The sequence below is a fragment of the Streptomyces sp. F001 genome (genome assembly GCF_004187715.1).
Taxonomy (GTDB): Bacteria; Actinomycetota; Actinomycetes; order Streptomycetales; family Streptomycetaceae; genus Streptomyces; species Streptomyces flavusporus.
On record NZ_QZWF01000005.1, the window covers coordinates 569,809 to 591,335 of the forward strand.

At 72.0% G+C, this 21,527-nt stretch carries 17 protein-coding genes and 1 pseudogene; 14 read left to right on the plus strand and 4 right to left on the minus strand.

Annotated features, from left to right (window positions below):
• Positions 1-143 precede the first annotated feature (143 nt).
• The 12 genes and pseudogenes from StrepF001_RS45695 (at position 144) to StrepF001_RS22855 (ending at position 14,112) form a co-directional block, all read left to right on the plus strand.
• Positions 144-305, plus strand: coding sequence for a hypothetical protein (locus tag StrepF001_RS45695; RefSeq protein ID WP_165396329.1), 162 nt, complete (start codon positions 144-146; stop codon positions 303-305).
• Positions 306-374: 69 nt separating this feature from the next.
• Positions 375-725 (plus strand): 4Fe-4S dicluster domain-containing protein, encoded by a 351-nt coding sequence (locus StrepF001_RS22805; RefSeq protein ID WP_129800042.1) that lies wholly within the window; start codon positions 375-377, stop codon positions 723-725.
• Positions 709-2,715 (plus strand): hypothetical protein, encoded by a 2,007-nt coding sequence (locus StrepF001_RS22810; protein WP_129800043.1) that lies wholly within the window; start codon positions 709-711, stop codon positions 2,713-2,715. Before StrepF001_RS22805 ends, StrepF001_RS22810 begins: the two co-directional genes overlap by 17 nt.
• On the plus strand, positions 2,708-3,979 hold the full coding sequence (locus StrepF001_RS22815; RefSeq protein WP_129800044.1) for an ATP-grasp domain-containing protein: 1,272 nt from the start codon (positions 2,708-2,710) through the stop codon (positions 3,977-3,979). The genes StrepF001_RS22810 and StrepF001_RS22815 overlap by 8 nt, the downstream gene beginning before the upstream one ends.
• On the plus strand, positions 3,963-5,192 hold the full coding sequence (locus tag StrepF001_RS22820) for an ATP-grasp domain-containing protein (RefSeq protein WP_129800045.1): 1,230 nt from the start codon (positions 3,963-3,965) through the stop codon (positions 5,190-5,192). Before StrepF001_RS22815 ends, StrepF001_RS22820 begins: the two co-directional genes overlap by 17 nt.
• Complete coding sequence (locus StrepF001_RS22825) at positions 5,189-6,424, plus strand: MFS transporter (RefSeq protein WP_129800046.1); 1,236 nt, start codon at positions 5,189-5,191, stop codon at positions 6,422-6,424. Before StrepF001_RS22820 ends, StrepF001_RS22825 begins: the two co-directional genes overlap by 4 nt.
• 1 nt (position 6,425) lies before the next feature.
• Positions 6,426-7,664 (plus strand): ATP-grasp domain-containing protein, encoded by a 1,239-nt coding sequence (locus tag StrepF001_RS22830; protein WP_129800047.1) that lies wholly within the window; start codon positions 6,426-6,428, stop codon positions 7,662-7,664.
• Positions 7,654-9,588 (plus strand): annotated as a pseudogene (locus StrepF001_RS22835) (FAD/NAD(P)-binding protein). The gene StrepF001_RS22830 and the pseudogene StrepF001_RS22835 overlap by 11 nt, the downstream one beginning before the upstream one ends.
• Entirely contained in the window at positions 9,585-11,009 is a 1,425-nt protein-coding gene (gene pcaB / locus StrepF001_RS22840; protein WP_206306910.1) for a 3-carboxy-cis,cis-muconate cycloisomerase, read from the plus strand. Before StrepF001_RS22835 ends, pcaB begins: the two are co-directional and overlap by 4 nt.
• Positions 11,006-12,238 (plus strand): fatty acid desaturase, encoded by a 1,233-nt coding sequence (locus StrepF001_RS22845; protein ID WP_206306911.1) that lies wholly within the window; start codon positions 11,006-11,008, stop codon positions 12,236-12,238. Before pcaB ends, StrepF001_RS22845 begins: the two co-directional genes overlap by 4 nt.
• 129 nt (positions 12,239-12,367) lie before the next feature.
• A complete protein-coding gene (locus StrepF001_RS22850) occupies positions 12,368-12,787 on the plus strand; it encodes a cobalamin-dependent protein (protein ID WP_129800048.1) in 420 nt (139 codons plus the stop codon).
• The gene (locus StrepF001_RS22855) at positions 12,784-14,112 is read left to right on the plus strand and encodes a methylaspartate mutase (protein ID WP_129800049.1); all 1,329 of its coding nucleotides are present in this window, start codon (positions 12,784-12,786) and stop codon (positions 14,110-14,112) included. Before StrepF001_RS22850 ends, StrepF001_RS22855 begins: the two co-directional genes overlap by 4 nt.
• 3 nt (positions 14,113-14,115) lie before the next feature.
• On the opposite strand, the gene StrepF001_RS22860 is transcribed toward StrepF001_RS22855, so the two are convergent.
• A complete protein-coding gene (locus StrepF001_RS22860; RefSeq protein ID WP_165396330.1) occupies positions 14,116-15,129 on the minus strand; it encodes a LuxR C-terminal-related transcriptional regulator in 1,014 nt (337 codons plus the stop codon).
• A gap of 217 nt (positions 15,130-15,346) precedes the next feature.
• Here StrepF001_RS22860 and StrepF001_RS22865 point away from each other — a divergent pair, with 217 nt between their 5' ends.
• Complete coding sequence (locus StrepF001_RS22865) at positions 15,347-16,198, plus strand: MerR family transcriptional regulator (RefSeq protein ID WP_240797623.1); 852 nt, start codon at positions 15,347-15,349, stop codon at positions 16,196-16,198.
• Between the two features lie 107 nt (positions 16,199-16,305).
• Here StrepF001_RS22865 and StrepF001_RS22870 read toward each other — a convergent pair whose 3' ends face one another.
• From StrepF001_RS22870 to StrepF001_RS22880, 3 genes are all read right to left on the minus strand, one after another.
• Positions 16,306-16,494, minus strand: a complete 189-nt coding sequence (locus StrepF001_RS22870; RefSeq protein WP_129800052.1) for a DUF397 domain-containing protein — start codon at positions 16,492-16,494, stop codon at positions 16,306-16,308.
• Positions 16,495-16,678: 184 nt separating this feature from the next.
• Positions 16,679-17,536 (minus strand): helix-turn-helix transcriptional regulator, encoded by an 858-nt coding sequence (locus StrepF001_RS22875; RefSeq protein WP_129800053.1) that lies wholly within the window; start codon positions 17,534-17,536, stop codon positions 16,679-16,681.
• A 356-nt stretch (positions 17,537-17,892) separates the two neighbouring features.
• Positions 17,893-18,645, minus strand: coding sequence for a GPP34 family phosphoprotein (locus tag StrepF001_RS22880; RefSeq protein ID WP_129800054.1), 753 nt, complete (start codon positions 18,643-18,645; stop codon positions 17,893-17,895).
• A 225-nt stretch (positions 18,646-18,870) separates the two neighbouring features.
• On the opposite strand from StrepF001_RS22880, the gene StrepF001_RS22885 reads away from it, so the two are divergent.
• Positions 18,871-21,408, plus strand: a complete 2,538-nt coding sequence (locus StrepF001_RS22885; RefSeq protein ID WP_129800055.1) for a D-alanyl-D-alanine carboxypeptidase — start codon at positions 18,871-18,873, stop codon at positions 21,406-21,408.
• The last annotated feature ends 119 nt before the right edge of the window (positions 21,409-21,527 follow it).

Here is a 21,527-nt window from a genome sequence, read left to right on the forward strand (position 1 = left end):
GCGGGCATTGATCTCGGTGCTCCCCGGACCGGACCATGAGTGACGTCCGAGCCGCTCGCACATTCCCGCCCGGGCGCTTCCACCCAGCCCTCCCGGGATTTCTCCATCCCGGTGTCCATCGTGCCAGAAAGCGAAACAACGCCATGCCGAGCCGTGCCCGTATCACCGCTTTCCTCTCGCTCGCCCTGTCCGCCGTCACGCTTTCCGCCGGGCTGTACGTCGCCTCAGCGGAGACGCAGAGCCAGACGTCGTCGCAGGTCAACGTAGCGGCATCGGTATCCACCAACGACACCGGCTGGGGCTGAGCCGCACCCCGGAATCCCTCAATCCATTTCTTCTGGAATTCTCCAGGAATTATCCAGGAAAGCGAATCGATGCAGAGCGACGAGACCGGAAAAGACGCGCCGCCGCCCGCCACGACTTTCGCGCAGCGCCTCAAGGAACACCGCCGCAATGACGAGTGGAAAAAGGCGCCGCGCCGTATCGAGCAGGCCGAGTGCATCGGCTGCGACTCGTGCATGCGGGCCTGCCCGCCGCAGTTCAGCGCGATCTACAACCACGGCCTCGACGTCGTGATCATCCCCGAGCTGTGCAACGGCTGCGCCAAGTGCGTCCAGGCCTGCCCCGTCGACTGCATCTACCCGGACGACGACTGGCAGCCCACCAGCCAGGCCATGTGGACCTACGTCGAGGGACAGGAGGAGTTCCGTGCAGTCGGCAACTGAGACCCGGCCCAAGGCGGACGCCCACACCAAGCAGTCCGCGCCGGAGAAGAGCCCCAGGCACACGGGGACGACCGTGACCGGCGCCTCCCCCGAGGCCCGCCCCAAGAGCGCCCGGCGCCTCGCCATGGAGGAGGCCCGGCGCAGCAAGCGGCCCAGCCGGGCGGACCGGCAGGCCGGGACCACCCCGTACCCCGACCGCACCCTCGACGACGCCGGGTTCCCGCGGCTGCTCCAGGAGACGCTGACCGCCGCCCGCACCGCGGCGAGCACCCGCGAGATGGTCGACACCCTGGTCACCCTCGGCGGCCGGCTCGACGCCGACACCGCCTGGCGGTCGCTCACCCGCGCGGAGACGGCGGCCGTACGGCTGCTGACCGCGCCCGGCCGCGCTCCCGGCGCCGGTGAGCCGGGCGGGCCCGGAAAGCCGCCGGTGGATTCCGCGTTCACCAGCACCCTCGCCCTGTCGCCCCAGGGTCGGCTCGTCGTCACCGTGCCGCAGCGCCGGTCGCTGCCCGCCGAGGCCGCCGCGACCGGGGTCGCCGCCCGGATCTCCTGGAGCCGGGAGGATCTCGCCGAGTACGTACGGCTGTTCGCGGACGTACGCAGGCGCACCGAGCACGAGGTCGCCGAGTGCCGGGCACTGCTGTCGGAGCTCGGGCCGGAGGGCCGTACGACCGCCGTCGACGCGATCCGCGGCGCCGTCTTCCTCGTGCCGCCGGTCATGCTCTACAAGGACGACTCGGTCTTCTCCAACCTGAAGGACGAGAAGAACCTCACCGGCAAGAGCCTGCTGCCCACGCACCCCGACTGCTTCTTCCACCATCTCGACCGACTGCCGCTGGAGTTGTGGACGGACGAGGAGGCCGTGGTCGTCGCGTGCCTGTGGCTGGCGTACTCCTCGGGCGGCCCCAACCGCGTCGAGAGCTTCAACGGTGTGCAGCTCACGCTGGAGAACGTCACCGACAACTTCCGTACCACCAGGGCCGTTTACCTGGAGGCGGCTCCGGAGCTGGAGATCGAGGAGATCCCGGCCGAGGAACTCCCGTCCGCGCAAGCCCTGTTGACCGCGGCCGCGCAGATCGCCGCCGCCCGGGCCCGGCTGGTGGCCGAACGGCGGATCCACTACGACATCAACGCCACCATCCGCCGCAAGTCGGAGCGGGCGCTGCCGCGCGCCGAGCGTCCCGGGCCACACGAGCTCGGCGTCTGCGAGCGGCTGGCGGACCTGCTGCCCGGCACGGGACGGGACTTCGCCTCCGTACTGGACGTACTGGACGACGCCTGGCTCGAGGCGCCGCGGGGCGGCTTCGCGACCGGGTTCGAGGCGCTGGTGCACACGACCGTGGACGCCTCCGTCGACCTGTTCGGCGCCGACTTCGCGATGAGCCGCGGTATCCGTTCGCTGCCGAAGCTGATCGACGCGCTCGGCCGGCGGGACTGGGCGGAGATCGTCTCCTGGGAGCTGCCCGACTTCTACTGCTGTGTCGTCCCCTCGGCCCGTGCCTTCGAGCTGCACGGCGGCGACAAGGTGAAGGTCGCGGACTCGGCGTGGGCCATGTCGGCGCGCATGCAGTACAACACCTGGCACGTCATGCCGGGCAACTTGCCCAAGGACCCGGCCGTGCAGGCCCGCGACTTCCTCGCCCCGCACGTCCTGCCGGACCTCGCCGTCCACTCCGACCTGCACCACCGCGGCCATGTCGCCAACCTGATCCGCTTCTCGGCGCGCAGCCCCGAGCCGGTGCGCATCACCGACGAGATCACCTTCAAGAGCCTCACCGACCTGCGCGTGCTGCGCTGCACCGGAGAGCCCTTCGACCAGGCCGACCTCATCGGGGTCACCCATGTCGCCCGGTTCCTGGCCCAGTTGTCCGAGCGGGTCGCCGGGGCCGCCGTCGCCGGGCGCCCGATCGAGGTCACCTCCTTCGACCACCGCTGGCACCGCACTTCCATCGCCGGTCCCGTTCCTTCCCCGGAGAGTCATGTCTGAGCCGCAGCAGGTCATCATCTACGTCAATCTGCGCCGCACCCCGCTGGAGCAGCGTTCCGCCCTGTACGCCGCCCACCGCCTCGGCTACGGCGTCGCGCTGATCGCCGACGCGCCGCCGACGGGGCTGCCCACGGAGATCGTCCGTACGGTCCACCAGGTCGACACCTACGACGACGCCGCGGTGGACGCCGCGGTCGCGGCCATCGCGGCCGAGTTCGCCGTCGCGGCCGTCGTCACCTGGTCCGACCCGGCCGTGGAGACCGTCAGCCGCATCGCCCGGAACCTCGGCCTTCCGGCCGCCTCGGAGGAGACCGCGCGCATCGCCCGCGACAAGTTCCTGATGCGGCAGGCGCTGTCCGCCGTACGCCCCGACCTGTCCCCGCGCTTCGCCCGCGTCACCACCTGGGAGGAGACCGCCAAGGCGGCCGCCGACCTCGGCTATCCGCTGGTGCTGAAGCCGGCCACGGGCAACGGCAGCAAGGGCATCCACCAGGTCCACGGGGAAGACGAACTCCGCCCGGCCTTCGAACAGTTGACGGCGTACGTCCGCCCGGACGTGGACCGTGTCTTCACCGGGCACACGGGCGAGATCGTCATCGAGCAGTTCCTGGCCGGCACCGAGCACAGCATCGAGGGCTGGGTGCAGGGCGGGCAGGTCCACATCGCGGGCATCACCGACAAGACCACGACCGAGCCGTACCGCCTCGAAGTGGGCCATGCCTTCCCGACCTCGCTGCCCGCGGCCTCCGTGGCCGCGGTGCACGAGCTGACGCACGCGGTCGCCGAGGGCTTCGGCATGGACGACTGCACGTTCCATCTGGAGGCCATGGTCGGGCCCGACGGCAAGGCGCGGATGGTGGAGTGCGCGGCGCGGGTGGGCGGCGACTTCATCACCTCGCACCTGGTGGGTCTGGCCACGGGCGTCTCCTTCTGTGAGAACACCGTGCGCGTCGCGACCGGGCAGCCCCCGCGGGCGGCGGAGGGCGCCCCCCTCCACTCTGGCCTGCGCAAGCTGCTCGCCCCTGCCGACGGTGTCCTGGCGGGCATCGACGGCGTCGAGGACGCGCTACGGGTGCCGGGCGTCGAGCACATCGCCGTCGAGCGGACGGTGGGCGCGAAGGTCCAGCTCCCGCCCGCCGACTACATGTCCGGCACCATCGGCGTCATCATCGCCACCGGCGACAGCGCCGCAGCCGTCCAGGCCGCCCTGGACGCGGCCGAGGCCGCGATCACGATCAGGATCTCGGATGCCGACGCCGGCTGAACGCGACACCGTCCTCGTCGTCGGCTCCACCACCCCCTCCCCCCACGGCCAGGACCAGCTGACCCGGCTGGCGGCCCAGGCTCGCGCCCGTGGGCTCCGGCTGGTCGGGGCGGACACGGCCCGGGCACTGGAGGCCGGGGTGTGGCGGATGCCCGCCGACGTGACGCTGCCGCTGGAGTACGCCGATCCGGACGCCTGCCGGAAGTTCGCCGCCGCGCATCCCGGCGTGGCCGCCGTGGTCACCGTCAAGGAGGGCTGTGTGCTCGCCGTGGCTCATCTCGCGCGGGCGTTCGAGGTGGCGGGCAACGATCCGGAGGCGGTGCGCACGGTCCGTACGAAGGACCTGTGCCGGGCGGTACTGGCGGAGGCGGGTTTCCCGCAGCCCGGGTTCGCCGTCGCGGCCGGCCGGGAGGAGGCCGCGCGTTTCCTGGCCGCCACCGAGGGGCCCTGGATCGTCAAGCCCCGGGACGGCATGGGCAGCGCGGGCGTCTCGCTCGTACGAGCCCGCTCGGAGCTGGAAGCGGTGGTCGCCCAGCTCGAACGCCCCTTTCTGGTCGAGGAGTTCGTCGAGGGCGCCGAGTACTCCGCCGAGGGCGTCATGGTCGGCGGCAAGCCGCGGATCCTGGCCCTGACCGCCAAGCGCACCGGCGCCGGTTTCGTGGAGACCGGGCACCGCACCCCCGCCCCGCTGGACGCGGTCACGGCCGCCGCCGCGCGGGACGCGGTGGCCGGTGCGGTGACGGCGACCGGGCTCACCCACGGGGTGCTGCACGCCGAGTTCTGGGTCACGCCGGCCGGTGCGATCGTGCTGGGCGAGATCCACGCCCGCCCGGGCGGCGACTTCATCCACGCCCTCGTGGAGGAGACCCACCCCGGCTTCGAGCTCTACGGCACCCTCCTGGACGACCTGCTGGGCCGCCCAGTCCCCGAACCGCCCGTCTCCCGCGGTGCCGCCGGCGCCGACTTCCTGGTCCTGGGCCCCGGCCGGGTCGCGTCGGTGACCGGCTGGGAGGCCCTCACCACGGACCCGGCCCTGGTCGCCGCTTACCTCTCGGTCCGCGAGGGCGACGTCCTGACGGAGGTCGCCAGCTCCGCCGATCGGCACGGGGTGCTCGTCGCCACGGGGCCGGACCTCGCAGCGGTCGACGCGACGCTGAGCGCGGCGAAGGCCCGGCTGGACGTGCGGCTGACCGACGTAGGAGAAGCCCCGTGACCACGACCGCCGTGAAGCCGTCCGCCGTACCGGGTCCCGTCCGCCGTGTCCTCACCACCATCACCCTCGACTACCTCCTCTCCCACCTCGGCTACTTCACCCTCCTCCCGGTCCTCCCCCTCCTCGTCCCGAGGCTGGATGCCGCCGCCGGGGCCTGGTGGGTCGGTACCGCGCTGCTGTCGCTGACCGTCGCCGTCCGGGCCGGTTCGCTGACCTGCGGTGGGCTGTTGCAGCGGACATCGGTGCGGGCGGCCATGGTCGGCGGGCTGCTGCTCGCGGGCGCCTCCTTCGCCACGCTGCCGCTGGTGCCGGAGATGTGGGCGGTGGTGCTGTGTCTGGTGGTCGCCGGGTTCGGAATCAGCGTCAACGCGCTCACCGCAAGGGCCTACGTGGCCGTGACACTGGACGCCGACGCCGATCGCTCCACCGTCTTCTCGGCGATCCAGGTCGCCGTGAACATCTCCGCCGCGCTCGGCCCGGTCGTCGCCAACCTGCTCTTCGACGGCGCCCGTTACGGCCTGCTGCTCGGCCTGGTCGGCGCCCTGTACGCAGCCGCGGCGGTCGCCGTGACGCTCACCGTGCCGCGCGGTCTCAGGCTGTCGGACGGTGACACGCGGCCTCCGCTGAAGCTGGGCCTGCTGAAGGTCGTCGTCACCGATCCCGCCGTGCGCCGGGTGTCCCTGCTGGCGGCCGCCGGAAGCCTGCTGTACGCGCAGTTCTTCTCGGCGCTGGCCCTGCGGATCGCGGAGCTCAGCGACAGCGCCGCCGTACGCGCCGGATACTTCACGCTCAACGCCGTCCTCGTCGTCGTCCTGCAGATCCCGGTCACCGTGTGGATGAACCGCGACCTGGCGCGCGGAGTGTCGCCGATGCGCCATCTCCGGCTCGGCACCGCGGTGTTCGCCCTCTCCTTCGTGCTGCTCGGCGCGGACGGCGACGGCCTGGCCACCGCGTTCGTGGCGCTCGTCGTCTTCACACTCGCCGAGACCGTGTTCACCCCGACCGTCTCCACCACCTTCGCCGGGCTCGGAGGCGACCGGCCGGTCGTCGAGGTGTTCAACCTGCGCCAGGTCGCCACCGCCACCGGCGAGTCGGCCGGTTCCTTCGCGGGCGGCTCGCTCTTCCTGCTCGCGACCGCGCACGGCCTCGCCGCCGGCTACTGGTTCACGCTCGCCGCCCTGGGCCTGCTGGCCGCCGCCCTTGTCCGTACGGCCCCGAAGGGAGTCCACTGACATGCGTCTGATGCTCATCGGCTACAACGACGGCGTCCTCGCCGCACTCGACGGCAGCCGTCCCGCCGGCAGTGTCGTCCTCGTCGAGGAGGCCGACCTGTGGGGGGCGAAGGGCCTCGCCGCCCGCGCCGCCGCCCACCCCTGCCTCGGCGAGGTCCGCTTCGGCCGCTACCAGCAGGACGAGCAGTTCCTGGACGTCGTACGGGACTTCGGCCCCGTCGACGCGGTGGTGGCCGGCCTCGAGTACGCCGTCGTGGCCGCCGCCCGCGCCGCCGAGGAGCTCGGACTGCCCGGACCGGGCACCAAGGCCGCCGCCGTCCTGCGCGACAAGCTGCTGCTGCGCGAGACCATGAGCGCGGCCGGACTGCCCACCCCGGCGTTCCGCGAGGTCGACTCCCCCGCCGACATCGCCGCGTTCGCGTCCGGTGGCCCCTGTGTCGTCAAGCCCGCCGGCCGGCAGGCCAGCCTCGGTGTGCTACTGCTCGACGCCGGCGCCGACCCCGAGGCGGCCTGGCGGCACTGCACCGGCGCCGACGAGGGACGCCAGCTCGCCAACCGGCCCATGGCCTGGCGCTACCTCGTTGAGGAGCGGCTGTACGGGCCGGAGTTCTCCACCGAGGGGCTGGTCGACGGCGGCCGGGTCGTCTTCTGCAACGTCACCCGCAAGTACACCCTCGACGGACCGAGCCCGGTCGAGACCGGCCACACCGTCCACGCCCAGGAACCCTTCTGGGCAAGGGAGTTGCAGACCCTCGTCGACGCCGTCGGCTACGGCAGCGGCATCCTGCACGCCGAGTGGGTGCGCACCGCCGACGGGCCCCGGCTGATCGAGTGCGCCGGGCGTCCGCCGGGCGACCGGATCATGGACCTGATCGACCTCGCGTACGACGTCAACCTCCACGACCGCTGGATCGCCACCCTCCTCGGCGAAGATACCGGCGAGGCGCCGGCTCCCGTACGGGCAGCGGCGATCCGCTTCCTGGCCGCGCCCCGCCCCGGCACGATCGCCGCCCTCGACGGCGCCGACGCCGTGCGCGCCCGGCCCGGCGTGGTCCGCGTCGACCTCACGCGCGGGCCCGGCGACACCGTCACCGACGTGCGCTCCTCCTGGGACCGGCTCGGCTCCGTGATCACCACGGGGGCCGACGCCGAGGACGCCGAGCGCGCCGCACAGGAGGCGGCGGACCTGATCACCGTAACCGTGCACGAAGCCCTGGAGCCCGACGCCCATGACCGGTAAACGACTCGAGATCTGCATCGTCGGCGCCGGGCCGCGCGGACTGTCCGTGCTGGAGCGGCTGTGCGCCAACGCGCGCGGCCGCAGGCCGGCCGGACCGGTCGTGGTGCACGTCGTCGATCCGGACCGGCCCGGCGCCGGGCGGGTGTGGCGCACGGACCAGTCGCGGCATCTGCTGATGAACACCGTGGCCTCGCAGATCACCCTGTTCACCGATGCCAGCGTGCGGATCGACGGCCCCGACGAGCCCGGCCCGAGCCTGTACGAGTGGGCCCGCTTCCGCACCCTCATGGGCCCCTTCAAGGGCACCGAGGATCTGGACGACGCCGCCGTCGCCGAGGCCCGCGACCTCGGCCCCGACACCTACCCCTCGCGCGCGCTGTACGGCCACTACCTGGAGTGGGCCTTCGGGCGCGTGGTGCGCAGGGCCCCGGACCGGGTGACCGTGCGCGTGCACCGCTCGCGGGCCGTCGCCGTCGATGACGCGGACGAACCGCCGTACCAGGAAGTCCTGTTGGACGACGGAACGCTGCTGACCCGGCTGGACGCGGTGGTCCTGTCCCAGGGCCATGTGCCCGCCCGTATGTCCCGCGCCGAGGAGGAGCTGGCCCTCTTCGCGATCGACCGCGACCTGACCTACGTGCCGCCGGCCAACCCGGCCGACCTCGACCTGGACCGGCTCGTCGCGCCCGGCGAGACCGTGCTGCTGCGCGGGCTCGGACTCAACTTCTTCGATCACATGGCCCTGTTCACGGAAGGGCGCGGCGGCACGTACGAGCGCACCGCCGACGGTCTGGTCTACCGGCCCTCCGGGCGGGAACCGCTGATCTGCGCGGGCTCGCGGCGCGGGGTGCCGTACCAGGCGCGCGGCGAGAACGAGAAGGGTCCGCACGGCCGCCATCTGCCCCGGCTGCTGACGTCGGAGCGCATCGACCGGCTGCGCGCCGACGACCGGCTGGACTTCCGCACCGACCTGTGGCCGCTGATCGCCAAGGAGGTCGAGACCGTCTACTACGAGACGCTGCTGGCCGGCCGCATGCACCGCAGCAAGGCCGAGGCCTTCGCGGCCCGTTTCGTCACGGCACCGCGCGGCGCCGAGGAGCGGCTGCTGACGGAGGCGGGCGTCCCGGACGCCGAGCGCTGGAACTGGGACCTGATCCACCACCCGTACGGCAAGCGGGAGTTCACCTCCCACGACGACTTCACCCACTGGCTGCTGGACCATCTGCGGGCCGACGTGCGCGCCGCGCGGCTCGGCAACGTCAGCGGTCCGCTGAAGGCCGCCCTCGACGTCCTGCGCGACCTGCGCAACGAGATCCGCCTCGCGGTGGACCACGGCGGCCTCGACGGCCGCTCCCACCGCGACGACCTCGACCGCTGGTACACGCCGCTCAACGCGTTCCTGTCCATCGGCCCGCCCACGCACCGGATCGAGCAGATGACGGCACTGATCGAGGGGGGCGTGCTGCGCATCGCGGGCCCCGGTACGCGGGTGACGACGACCCCGGAAGGCTTCGCCCTGGAGTCCGACGTGCCGGGCGTCCGCATCCCGGCCCGCGTCCTGATCGAGGCCCGGCTGCCCGAGCCCGACCTGCGCCGCACCGCCGACCCGCTGCTGCGGCACCTGCTGGCGGCCGGCCACTGCCGCCCGTTCCGGGTGCGTTCCGCCGACGGCACCTCGTACGAGACCGGCGGCCTGGAGGTCACCGACCGCCCCTATCACGTCGTCGACGCCACCGGCCGCCCCACCCCCGCCGCTTCGCTCACGGCGTCCCCACCGAGTCCGTCCACTGGGTCACGGCGGCGGGCATTCCGGCCGGGCGTGGACTCGGTGACGCTGGGGGACAGCGACGCGGTGGCCAGGGCAGTGCTGGAACTCGGCGCGTGCGAAGCACCGGCGGCCGATCTCGCGGGAGCGCTCGCATGACCTCCACCACCGAACACCCCACCCTGACCTCACCCGCCCCCGAAGCCGACCTCGGTCTCCTCTCCCCCGTCCGCGCCGGCACGCCTGTCGCCGCCGCTGTCGGGGACACCGCCTGGCTGCAGGCCATGCTGGACGCCGAGGCCGGGCTCGCGAGGGCGCAGGCCCGGCTCGGGACCGTCCCGGCGGGCGCCGCCCGGGTCATCACCGAGGCCGCCCATGCCGAGCTGCTCGACACCGTGGCCGTCGCGAGGGCGGCACGCGAGACCGCGAACCCCGTCGTCGGGCTGGTCGCGGCGTTCACCGCGGTCGTCGCCCGGCGCGATCCGGCCGCCGCCGAGTACGTGCACCGGGGTTCGACCAGCCAGGACGTCCTGGACACCGGCACCATGCTGGTGTGCCGGGAGGCTCTCGGCCTGATCCGTGCCGACCTCGGCCGTACGGCCCGTGCGCTGGCCCGGCTCGCCGCCGGCCACCGGGACACCCCGATGACCGGCCGCACCCTCGCCCTGCACGCCGTACCGACCACCTTCGGTCTGAAAGCGGCGGGCTGGCGCCGACTCGTCCTCGACGCACAGGAGCGCATCGAGCGGATCCTGCGCGAGGGCCTCCCCGTGTCACTGGGCGGCGCCGCCGGCACCCTCGCCGGATACCTGGAGTACGCCGGCCCGGACCGCCCCGCCGACTACGACGCCCGGCTCGCCGCCGCATATGCCGACGAACTCGGCCTGCACATCCCGAAGTTGCCCTGGCACAGCCTGCGCACCCCGGTGGCCGACATCGCCGCCACGCTCGCCCTGACGACCGGCGCCCTCGGCAAGATCGCCGTCGACGTGCAGTCCCTGGCTCGCACCGAGGTCGCCGAACTGGCCGAGCCGCCCGTCGCCGGACGCGGCGCCTCCTCCGCGATGCCGCACAAGCGCAACCCGGTGCTGTCCACGCTGATCCGCTCGGCGGCGCTCCAAGTGCCCGCGCTCGCCTCGGTGGTGCAGCAGTGCATGCTCGCCGAGGACGAGCGGTCCGCGGGCGCCTGGCACGCCGAGTGGCAGCCGCTGCGCGAGGCCCTGCGGCTGGCCGGCGGTGCGGCGGGCTGCGCCGCGGAACTCGCCGAAGGCCTCGTCGTACGCCCGGAGCGGATGCGCACCAACCTCGAACTCACCGGCAGCCAGGTGGTGTCGGAGCGGCTCGCCGCCGTCCTCGCACCCCGGCTCGGCAGGGCCGCCGCCAAGGCACTGCTCACCCGGGCCTCCCTGGAGGCCGAACTCACGGAACGGCCTCTGGGCGAGGTGCTCGCCCCCGGCCTTCCCGACGCCCTCTCGGCCACCGCACCGGCCGACCTGCTCGACCCGACGCGCTACACCGGCGCGGCCGGCCCGCTCGTACAGCGGGAACTCGGCTCGGCGCCCCAGGAGGAGTCCCGATGACCGTCGTGTCCGACCTCACCGTCCCGGACCACGCACCGGAAGCCGACGTATCCGCAGCACCCGATCCGGTACGTGAGTCCATGCGGCGTCTCCCCCGCGCCCTCCAGTACCCGCTGACGCTCCTCACCGGCAGACCCCTCGCCGGACAGGCCCCGCTGCGCTGGTGGACGCCCGCCTTCCATCTCTTCTCGGCGCTGTTCTCGATGCTGGCCGGCGTCGCCCTCTCGGTCACCGGCTGGGCACTGGCGGGGAGTTGGCTGCTTCTGCTGCTGCCGGGCTGGGCGATGACGCTGCACGGCATGCGCAACCTGCGCATGATGATCTACCACCAGTGCTCGCACAAGAACATGTTCCGCCGCAAGAAGCTGGACGCGGCCATCGGCCGGGCCACTTCCAGTCTGCTGATCGTGCAGCATTTCTCCCGCTACAGCGAGGAGCACGTCAGCGACCACCACGCCGCCCACCACATGACGCTGCGCGACCCCACCGTGCAGGCCTTCCTGATCAGCCTCGACCTGCACCCCGGCATGACCCGCCGGCAGATGTGGCGGCGCAGCCTGGGCAAGCTGTTCTCGCCGGTCTTCCACATGACGTTCGCCGTGGCGCGGGCCCGCTCCTTCTGGCACGGCTCCTCCCGCAGCGAGCGCATCACGGCAACCGTGCTGTACGGCGGCGGGCTCACGGCCGGCATCGCGACGGGCACGTGGGCCGCGCTGCTGGTCGTCTGGTTCGTGCCTCTCGTGCCGTTGTTCCAGATCAGCAACACCCTGCGCCTGTGCGTGAAGCACACCTTCCCCGACCCGTCCCTGACCGAGCGGCGCGGCAAGGCGTACTTCGGCTCGCTCACCAACGCGATCTTCATCGGCGAGCCGGCCCCCGCCGCCGGACAGGCGCCCCTCAAGGCCACCGCGGCCTGGCTACGCTGGACCGCGCGCATGCTCTTCGTGCACCTGCCGTCCCGCTACCTGGTCCTGACCGGCGACACCGTGGTGCACGACTTCCACCACCGCCACCCGGCCACCCGGCAGTGGGCCGACTACCTCTTCGCCCGCCAGGCCGACGCCGACCGCGGCAGCGGTGGCTGGCCGTCCTACCACCACGCGTGGGGGCTGGTGCCCGCGATCAACCTCGTCTTCGACTCGCTGTCCGCCGCCGACCCCGTCGAGTTCGACGTACGGCGGGTGCGGGATGTCAGCCGACGGGAGTTGTTCGCAGCGTTTGATGACTAGCCGCTCCGAGACAGTGCCGCGATGGGCCGTCGTTTGTCTGCGGGTTCGTCGTGGCTGGTCGCGCAGTTCCCCGCGCCCCTAAGGGGCGCGACACCGCACCCCTCCCGATTACCGACCGGAGCCGCCCCCATGCATCGACGCACCGTGATCCTCGGTGTCGCCGCCAGTGACAGCCACGCGGTGGCCAATCAGCTCATCGCGCACACTCTCCGCGCCCGCGGGTTCCAGGTGGTCAACCTGGGAACCTGCACCACTGTCGAGGAGTTCGCCGCCGCCCATCGGGGGCATCCCGACGCCGAGGCCGTTCTGATCGGGAGCCTCAACGGGCATGCGTACGAGGATCTGCGCGACCTTCCCGCAGCCCGCGCCCGGGGTCTGCTGGGCTGCCCGGTGATCGTGGGCGGCAATCTCTCCGTAGGCAGCCACAAGCAGTCCGCGGACATCGAGCGGCTGTACGCGCTCGGTGTCCACCGGGTCCTGGGCGACGCGGCCGACCTGCCCGCCGTGCTGGACGAGCTGGCGGCCCGGACCTCGGCGGGCGCCGCGTGACGACCGCCACCGAACTGCCCTCGCTCCATGAATCCGTCGCGTACGTGCGCCAGTCGGGAAAGCCCACCGCGGCCGAGGTGCTGCGGGAGGCCCGGACGGCGGGCCGCCTGGCCCTCCAGCCGCGCTGCGGAGTGGGCTCGCACCCCCAGATGTCCACGCTGCTCAGGGACATCGAGCAGCACGCCGCCCCGGACGTCCTGTCCGTCACCATCGACGCACACACCCGGCTGGGCCGCTTCGACCACGCCCGGTCGGTCCTCGACCGCAACCCGGCCGATCTGAACGGCTATCCGCTGGTCACCCACGGCTGGCGGCGCGGCCGCGAGCTCAACGAGGCGGTCCGCGCACCCCTGGAGATCCGGCACGGCTCTCCCGACGCCCGGGTGCTGTTCCGCACGGCCGTCGCCGCCGGCATCACGTCCTTCGAGGGCGGCGGCATCTCGTACAACCTGCCGTACTCCAAGGACGTACCGCTGCGACGGTCCCTGGCCGCCTGGCGCGAGGTCGACGCGGCCTGCGGTGAGCTGGCGGAGCTCGGACTGGTCGTGGACCGCGAGCTGTTCGGCACGCTGACGGCCGTCCTGATGCCGCCCTCGGTCAGTCTCGCCGTCAGCGTCCTGGAGGCCGTCGCCGCCGCCCGCGAGGGCGTGCGCTGCATCTCGGTCGCCTACCCGCAGGGCGGTCACGCCGAGCAGGACGTGGCGGCCCTGCGCGCCATCCCGCTGCTCGCCGCCCGCCACCTGCCGGCCGGCGTCGAAGTCCACCCGGTCCTGCACGAGTTCATGGGCGTCTACCCGCGCGAACGCGCCCACGCCGAGGACCTCATCCTCTACGGCGCCCTCGTCGCCCGGTACGGCGGCGCGACCAAGCTGATCACCAAGACGTACCAGGAGGCGTACGGCATCCCCGACACCCGCGCCATCATCGACGGCCTGCACCTCGCCGCCCGCGCCAACTCGCCGCTTCTGGCGGGCTGGCGGCTGGACGAGGCACGCATCGCCGAGGAGCTGGAGTGGATCCTCGCCGAGGTCGACGCCCTGGTGACGCCGGTGCTGGACAGCGGCCTCGGCCTCTACGACGCCATCGCCGCCGCCTTCGCCGACGGCACCCTGGACATCCCGTTCAGCGCCAGCCGGCACGCCCGCTCGGCGGTGATCCCGGGCCGCGCGGAGGACGGCGCGATCCGCATCCTGTCCGCCGGCGCCCTGCCGCTGCCGCGGGCCCTGCGGGACCGGAATACGGACGCGCTGCGCACCCGCCCCACGGATCTGTACGAGGCCCTCACCAAGGACATCGACCACTTCCCCCGCCTGTTCGGGGAGTGACCGTCACTTGGTGGGCTCGGCCAGCAGCCCGTGCTTGTGGATGAGATAGCCGGCCTGGAAGCGGCTGCGGGCGCCGAGACTGTCGAGGATACGGGAGACCCGGCGCTGGCAGGTCCGCAGCGAGACCCCCAGCCGGCGGGCGATCGCCGCGTCGTCCATGCCGCTGGCCAGCAGCCTCAGCAGCGCCTTGTCGACGTCCTCCGACAGCGACTCGATGTGCTCGCGGGAGGTGTCGACCTCGAACGGCTCGGCATTGAACCACACGTGCTCGAAGGCCTGCACGGCGAAGTTCACGACGCTCGGCTCCTCGATGAGCACCGCGCCCAGGCTGTTGCCCGCCTGGGAGATCACCGCGACCCGCCGGTCGAACACGATCAGCCGCATGAACTCGGCCGAAGCGGTGCGCACTTCGCCGCCCTGGAGGGTGATCCGCTCGACGTAGGCGGCGGTCGGCAGGCTGAAGCGGGCGCTGTGCTGGTACAGCGTGCGCATCCGCACGCCCCGGCGCAGCATCGCCTCGTCCCGCTCGACGGCCTCCTCCAGTACCTCGGTGCGGCGGCCGCCGCCGGGCTGGGCGGTGAGGACCTCCTCCTGGCAGTTGGCGGCGCGCTCGGCCAGCACGTTGCGCACGTCCTGGAGTTCGCTGAGCACCTGCACGCCCTTGGCGCGCTGCCGCCAGGCCAGGCTGTTGTGGTAGACGGGCACCAGGCTCTCCAGGTCCCGGCGCGCGTGCGCGATCAGCTCGGTCTGCTTGCGCAGCTCCGTCTCCAGCGGCAGCAGGGTCAGCAGCGCCGCGGACTCCGGGCCGACCGGTGTGTAGCGGTGGGTGTCGGGGTCCTCCTGGTGCAGCAGGCCCAGGCCCAGGAGCCGTTCCAGCGAATCGGTCAGCTCGCCCTCGGTGACGCCGAGTTCTCCGGCCAGCGACGGCACGTCCACGGCCGTACCGTCGAGCACCCGCCCGTATACACGCGCGTCATCCGGTTGAAGCCTCAGATCGGTCAGCCTGTCCCACACCAAGCGGCCCATGGTGCCCCACGTCCCCGTTCCACCACACTGCAAAGAACCAGAGGACGGCGCCATTGCCGTAACCCGGCCGAACGGTAACAGGCGCGTTAAGCGACCGACCAGTAGCTGCTCACAGGGTGGAACACGCGCCCGGTTGACCTTGCCCCTGGGGCAGAGATGAGCCTCCTGGTCACCGGGCGGAAGGCGCCCGGTGACGGAGGATGAACCGGTGACCGACGAACTGCTCACCATCGGCGCGTTCGCCGCGCGGGCCCGGCTGTCGGCCAAGGCGCTGCGGCTGTACGACCGCCTCGGGCTGCTGGCCCCGGCGCATGTCGACGAGGTCAGCGGCTACCGCTACTACCGCGCCGACCAGATCGAACGCGCCCGTCTCGTGGCGCTCCTGCGCCAGCTGGACATGCCGCTCGCGCGGATCGCCGAGGTCGTCGAGGCACCGGACGGGGCCGCGGCCGCCGACCGGCTCGACGCGTACTGGGCGGACGTGGAGGCGCGGTTCGCGGGGCAGCGGACGCTCGCCGGGTACCTCCGTGGACGACTGTCGGGGAGGAGCTCCGAGATGTACGGAAAGTTCGTGGTCGAGACGGTGGACGTGCCCGAGCAGGTGCTGATCACCGAGACGCGGCATGTGCTGGCGGGCGAGTTGCCGGCGTGGATCGGCGCGTCGCTGGGGCGTCTGGAGGAGGGGGCACGGGAGTGCGGCGGCAGCACGGCGGCGCCGTTCGTCGTGTACCACTCCGAGGTGTCGATGGAGAGCGACGGACCGGCCGAGTCGTGCGTGCCGGTGGCCGACGAGGCGGCGGCCCGGGCATGGGTCGAGAAGCAGGGCCGTACGCGGGAGACGAAGGTCCGTGTGGAGCCGGCTCAGCGGCTGGCGTACACCCGGATCACCAAGGCGCAGGTGGCCCATCCGCAGATCCTGGCCGCCTTCGAGGCGGTGGAGGAGTGGATCCCGAAGCAGGGGCTGTGGCAGGCCGGCCCGTGCCGGGAGGTGTACTTCGCGGACTGGGACACGGCGGGGGCCGAGGACCCGGTGTGCGATGTGGCGTTTCCGGTGAGGTGACGGAGGCCGTGCTGAGCAGGGCCTGAACAGGGCCGAGCCCCCTCGGCCGGGACGGCGGGCCAGTCGAGAGGGCTCTTTCTGTGGTGCGCGTGGGTGTTGAACGGGCGTTACTTGACCGACGCCACGAAAACGTTCCACGCATCGGCGGGGAAGGCCAGAACGGGGCCTTCGGGGGTCTTGGAGTCCCGGACGGCGAGCGCCGACGGGACAGGAGACTTGATCTCGACGCAAGCGCCGTTTCCGGTCGAGTACGAGGATTTGGTCCACTCGGGGGTGGCGCCCTGCTGAATTGCCATGGTTGCTCCGGTCTGGCAAGTTGACGAGTCGCCAACGTTGTTGATCGATGGCGTGATCGACGCTACTCGCCAACTTCCCCGCCTGAAGAAGCGATTCACTCGACCGGATGGCATATTCCAGAGGAGTCTTCCTTTCAGCCCGGTGAACGTGTACTCTCCGGCGCCCTTACTCGGGTGTTGAGCGTCAGCCCGCATACTCTTTCGCGACGTCTGCAATGAACTGGCGTGATTGGTCCACGTTCAGGGCCTGCGCCCTGAGGTGTTCGTACATGACGCAGTACTTCTGGACATCGGCGGGCTTCTCCAGATAGAGATCGCTGGTGACGCCCTCGATGTAGACGACACTCGAGTCGCCCGCATCGGGGAACTCCAGGACCGCGTACTGGCCGTTGAGGCCGGGATGCGCCCCCACCGAGTACGGCATGACCTGAACGGTGATGTGCGGAAGCCGGGACATCTCGACCAGGTGGTCCAGCTGTTCGCGCATCACCTGCCGGTTTCCGACGACGCGCCGCAGGGCGGCCTCGTCGAGCACCGCCCACAGGCGCAGCGGGTTCTCCTCGGCGCAGATGCGTTCCTGCCGCCGCAGGCGCACCTGGACGCGTTTGTCGACCTCGGCCTCCGACGTCTCGGGCAGTGCGCCCTGGATGAGCGCCTCGGCGTACGGCCGCGTCTGCAACAGGCCGGAGATCACCTGCGGTTCGTAGACCCGCAGCGAGGCCGCGTCCGTCTCCAGACCGATGTAGACGCTGTACGGAATGTCCCCGAACGCGTGCCACCAGCCCTGCTGGCGTGAGTCCTTGGCCATCTGCATCAGCGAGTCGACGATCCGGTGGTCCTCCACCTCGTAGACCCCGCACAGGTCACGGACGTCGCGCTGGCTGATGCTGCGTCGGCCGTTCTCCAGCCGGCTGATCTTCGACTGTGACACCAGCAGCCGCTCCGCCACCTCCTCGGCCGTCATGCCCTTGAGCTCGCGGAGCCTGCGCAGCTCCTGGCCGAGCCGGCGCCGCCTGACGGTGGGATTGACATTGGACGCCACGGGACGTGCACCTCCGGCTGCATGCCTCGAACTTTGCCACTTTGCGTATCTGCTGCTGAGCAGACTGCCACCAAGGTGCTTCTTACCGCTGGGAAACAGCGGATATGCGGCGCGTACGCGTCAGTTCGCCCGCGCACATGCGACCGCGCGGGGCGGTGGAACCCGTCTGTCGTCCGGACGACGGGTCCCGCCGCCCCGCGCGGACCGCTGCGGCTCCCGAACCGGGTCTGTGGGGCGTCTGTGGGGCCCTGTTCCATGGCTCGGCGGCGCGTGGCGGCGCGTGGTGCGGACGTGCTGCTTGCTGTCGTGCTGCTCTGCTGTGGTGCGGTCGTGGTGCGGTGCCGTGGGACTGCGGCTCAGTGAGCCACGGCGCGCGCCATCGATCCGCGGCGTGGCTGCGCCGGGACCCCGCGGGCGGGCTCCGCCGCGGGCCTGGCTCCGGCGGCCGCTCGGCTGGCCGGTGCTGCGCTGCGGCGTGGCTGGGCCGCCACGCCGTTCTGGACATCCATCACGGCGTGCGCCACGAGACCGCCCATCGGGTCGTGCCGGATCAGATCCCGTAGCCGGGAACGGGACGAGCGGCCCTCGTTGCCCGGATACAGGTGCTTGCCGAGACCGACCGCGTGGGCCAGTGCGGCGAGCGCCGCGGTCCGCGGGTCCGGCGGTACGCCGGTGCGGATCGCTGAATCCAGCCGGGCCCTGATCTCCCGGCTGATGGCGTTGTCCGTCGCCTGGTAACGAGTCGTCGGCAACACCCCGCACATCTGGCCGGCCACGGCATGCACCATGCCGCACCGCTCCAGATGCGAGAGGTAGGTCTGGCGGAGCCCCAGTCGTGGCCCGCCGATCCAGTGAACTGCACGTACCGGAGCGCCGCGCCTGCGCAGCAACTCCAACGCGCAGTCCAGCGTCGGATCTCCTGTCGGCCGTGGTACGACCACGGCGATACGATCCCCGTCTGGGGCTATCCGTCCGGCCAGCGCCAGCTCCACTAGCTGTGCTCCGGCCAGACCCAGGTCGAGCGACTGCGGCTGTGCAGTGGTACCCGTGGCCGGGTCCAGTGCCAGCAGCAGAAGCTCCTCCGGAAGTGTTCTGCGGCTCCTGCCCATCCATGCCTCCCCGCGTGGATGAATGACAGGGTGACCCCTCTCACATTGGTCTGTCGAGGGTGCGTGACCGGTTCGTAGTGGAACCAGTAGGTATGTCGTTCTCGTCTACTGCAGGGGTCAGGTCCGCACACAGGACACTGGTACATGGTTCGGACAGCGCTGTGGAACGGTGGCCCAGGCGGCTGTTCCACGGTTTCGGGTAGGCGCACGGGGTACGTGCGCCGCATGGAGGAGGCATCGGTGGCGGGCGAGTCCCCCGACAGGTCGAAGCAGCGCGAGTCGTCGGCAGAACCGACGTCGGGGAGCGCGGGTCCGGTTCCCGAGGCCAGGAAGGCCGCCGCGGACCCTCGGCTCGCCGTGGCTCGGGAGTCCGCGTCGGGCGACGCGGGCGGTCGCGTGGATACGGCGACGCAGGTGCTCTCCGTGCGGGAGCTCTCCGAGGGTTCGGCGGAGGGCGGTGACGCCGGTGACGCCGACGGCCCCGAGGAGCGGGACCGTGCCGAGGCGGAGGGCGACGAGCGGTTGCGCGCGGCTGTGGCCGCGTGGGTGACGGCCGCTCCCGCGGAGACGGACGAGGACGCCCGGGAGAACGCCGAGCAGAACGGGCACGACGCGGCCGGGGAGGACGGCTCCGGGGTGGACTCCGACGGGGAGGCGTCCACGGAGGCAGCCGAGGAGGCCTCGGCGGGGGCGGCCGAAGAGACCGCTGCGGACGCCGACGAGGCGACCGGCGCGGAGCCCGACCGGGAGGCGTCTACGGAGGCCGCCGAGGAAGCCTCTGCGGACACCGACGCGGAGCCCGAAGGGGAAACCGCCGAGCAGGCATCCACGGAAGCCACCGAGGAGGCCTCAGCGGACGCGGCCGAAGGAGCGGCTTCGCACGCGGCCGAGGAGACGGCCGAAGAGACCGCTGCGGACGCCGACACCGAGCCCGACGGGGAAACCGACGGGGAGGCGTCTGCGGAGGCTGCTGAGGAGGGCTCAGCAGACGCGGCCGAGGAGACGGCCGGAGAAGCGGCTGCGGACGCTGCCGAAGTCGGCGACACCGCCGACGAAGCAGCTGCCGACGCCGAGGACGCCGGAGACGCCGACGCCGTCCAAGAGGCCGACGGCAGCGACGAGTCCGGCCGTGGCGGCGACGGCACCGGCGGCACCTCCAAGCCCGTGGACCAGCCCACCGCCGTCTTCCGGGCCGTACGCCCCGCCGAGCCCGCCGTCGACCAGCCCACCACCATGCTGAAGCTGGGCGACGTCAAGAAGGCGCCGAAGGAGGGCGCCGAGAAGGCCGCCTCCGCCTCCGCTGCCGAAGCCGAAGCCGAAGCCGAGCGCACCAGTAAGTTCGTTGCGCTGAAGCCGCTGGACGATCCCGAGGCGCGCAAGCCCCGTCCGGCCGAGGCCACCACCGCGCTGCCCAGGGTTCCCGCGGACGCGACCGCTTCCGTGCCGCAGGTCGGCCCGGAGCGGACGACGCAGCAGCCTCTGCCGCCGAAGCCGCCGCTGGATCTGCTGGCCGAGCTGACCAACACCCCGCCGCCCCCGGAGACTCCGCTGCGGACGGCGGTACGGCGGGTCAAGATCTGGACGCCGCTGGCACTGCTGCTGGCGATCGTGTTTGCGATCGTGCAGGCCGTACGCCCGTTGCCGACGCCGACCCTGGAGCTCACCGCCGAGGAGTCGTACACCTTCGACGGCGACGAGGTCGCCCTGCCGTGGCCGACCGAGGGTCAGGGCGCCATGGACGTCACCGGCATCGGCACGATGGGCAACTTCGGTGAGCAGAAGCCGGTTGCCATCGGCTCGGTCGCCAAGGCCATGACGGCGTACATCATCCTCAAGGAGCACCCGCTGAAGGCGGGCGAGGAGGGCCCGAACATCGAGGTCGACGCCACCGCCGAGAAGGAGGGCGGTTACGACCAGCAGGGCGAGTCGACGCTGAACACCGTCAAGAAGGGCGACCAGCTCACCGAACGGCAGGCGATCTCCGCCATCATGATTCCCTCCGCGAACAACATCGCCCGCCTGCTGGCGCGTTGGGACGCCGGTTCCGAGGAGGCGTTCGTCAAGAAGATGAACGACACCGCCAAGGAACTCGGCATGAAGAACACGACGTACACCGACCCCTCCGGTCTGCAGGAGTCCACGGTCTCCACCGCCGAGGACCAGGTGAAGCTCGGCAACGAGCTGGTGCGGATGCCGGCGCTGGTGGAGATCACCAAGCTGCCCAACTGGACGGACCCCTCCGGCCAGAAGTGGCGCAACTGGAACACCCTCGTGCCGTACGACGGCGCCATCGGCATCAAGACCGGCACCACCACCGCGGCCGGCGGCAATCTGCTCTTCGCCGCCACCAAGGACATCGACGGCGAGACGGTCACCGTCGTCGGCGCGATCCTCGGCCAGCACACGGCGCCGATCATCGACACGGTGAACGCGGTCAGCAAGACCGCGATGCTCGGCGCGCAGGACGCGCTGACCTCGGCGAAGATCCTGAAGAAGGGTGACGTCGTCGGGTATGTGGACGACCAGCTCGGCGGCCGTACGCCGGTGGTCGTGACCGAGGACGTCGCCGCGGTCGGCTGGGCGGGGCTGAAGGTGGAGCTGTCCTTCGCCGCCGACGACGTACCGCACACCGCGAAGGCCGGCACCAAGGTCGGCACGCTCACCGTGGGCGACGGCAGCGGCGGCGCGGTCGAGGTGCCGGTGGCCCTGCAGTCGGACCTCGCCGAGCCGGGCTTCACGGCCAAGCTGACCCGAATCGGCTGATTGCCGCAGTCCCGGCGCACCCCGTCGGCGAGGCCCTCCTCCGGGGGCTCGTCGGCGGGGTGCGTGCTAGCGTCACGAATCGGGACAGGGTGCCCGCGTGACCGACGGGCGCGGAAACC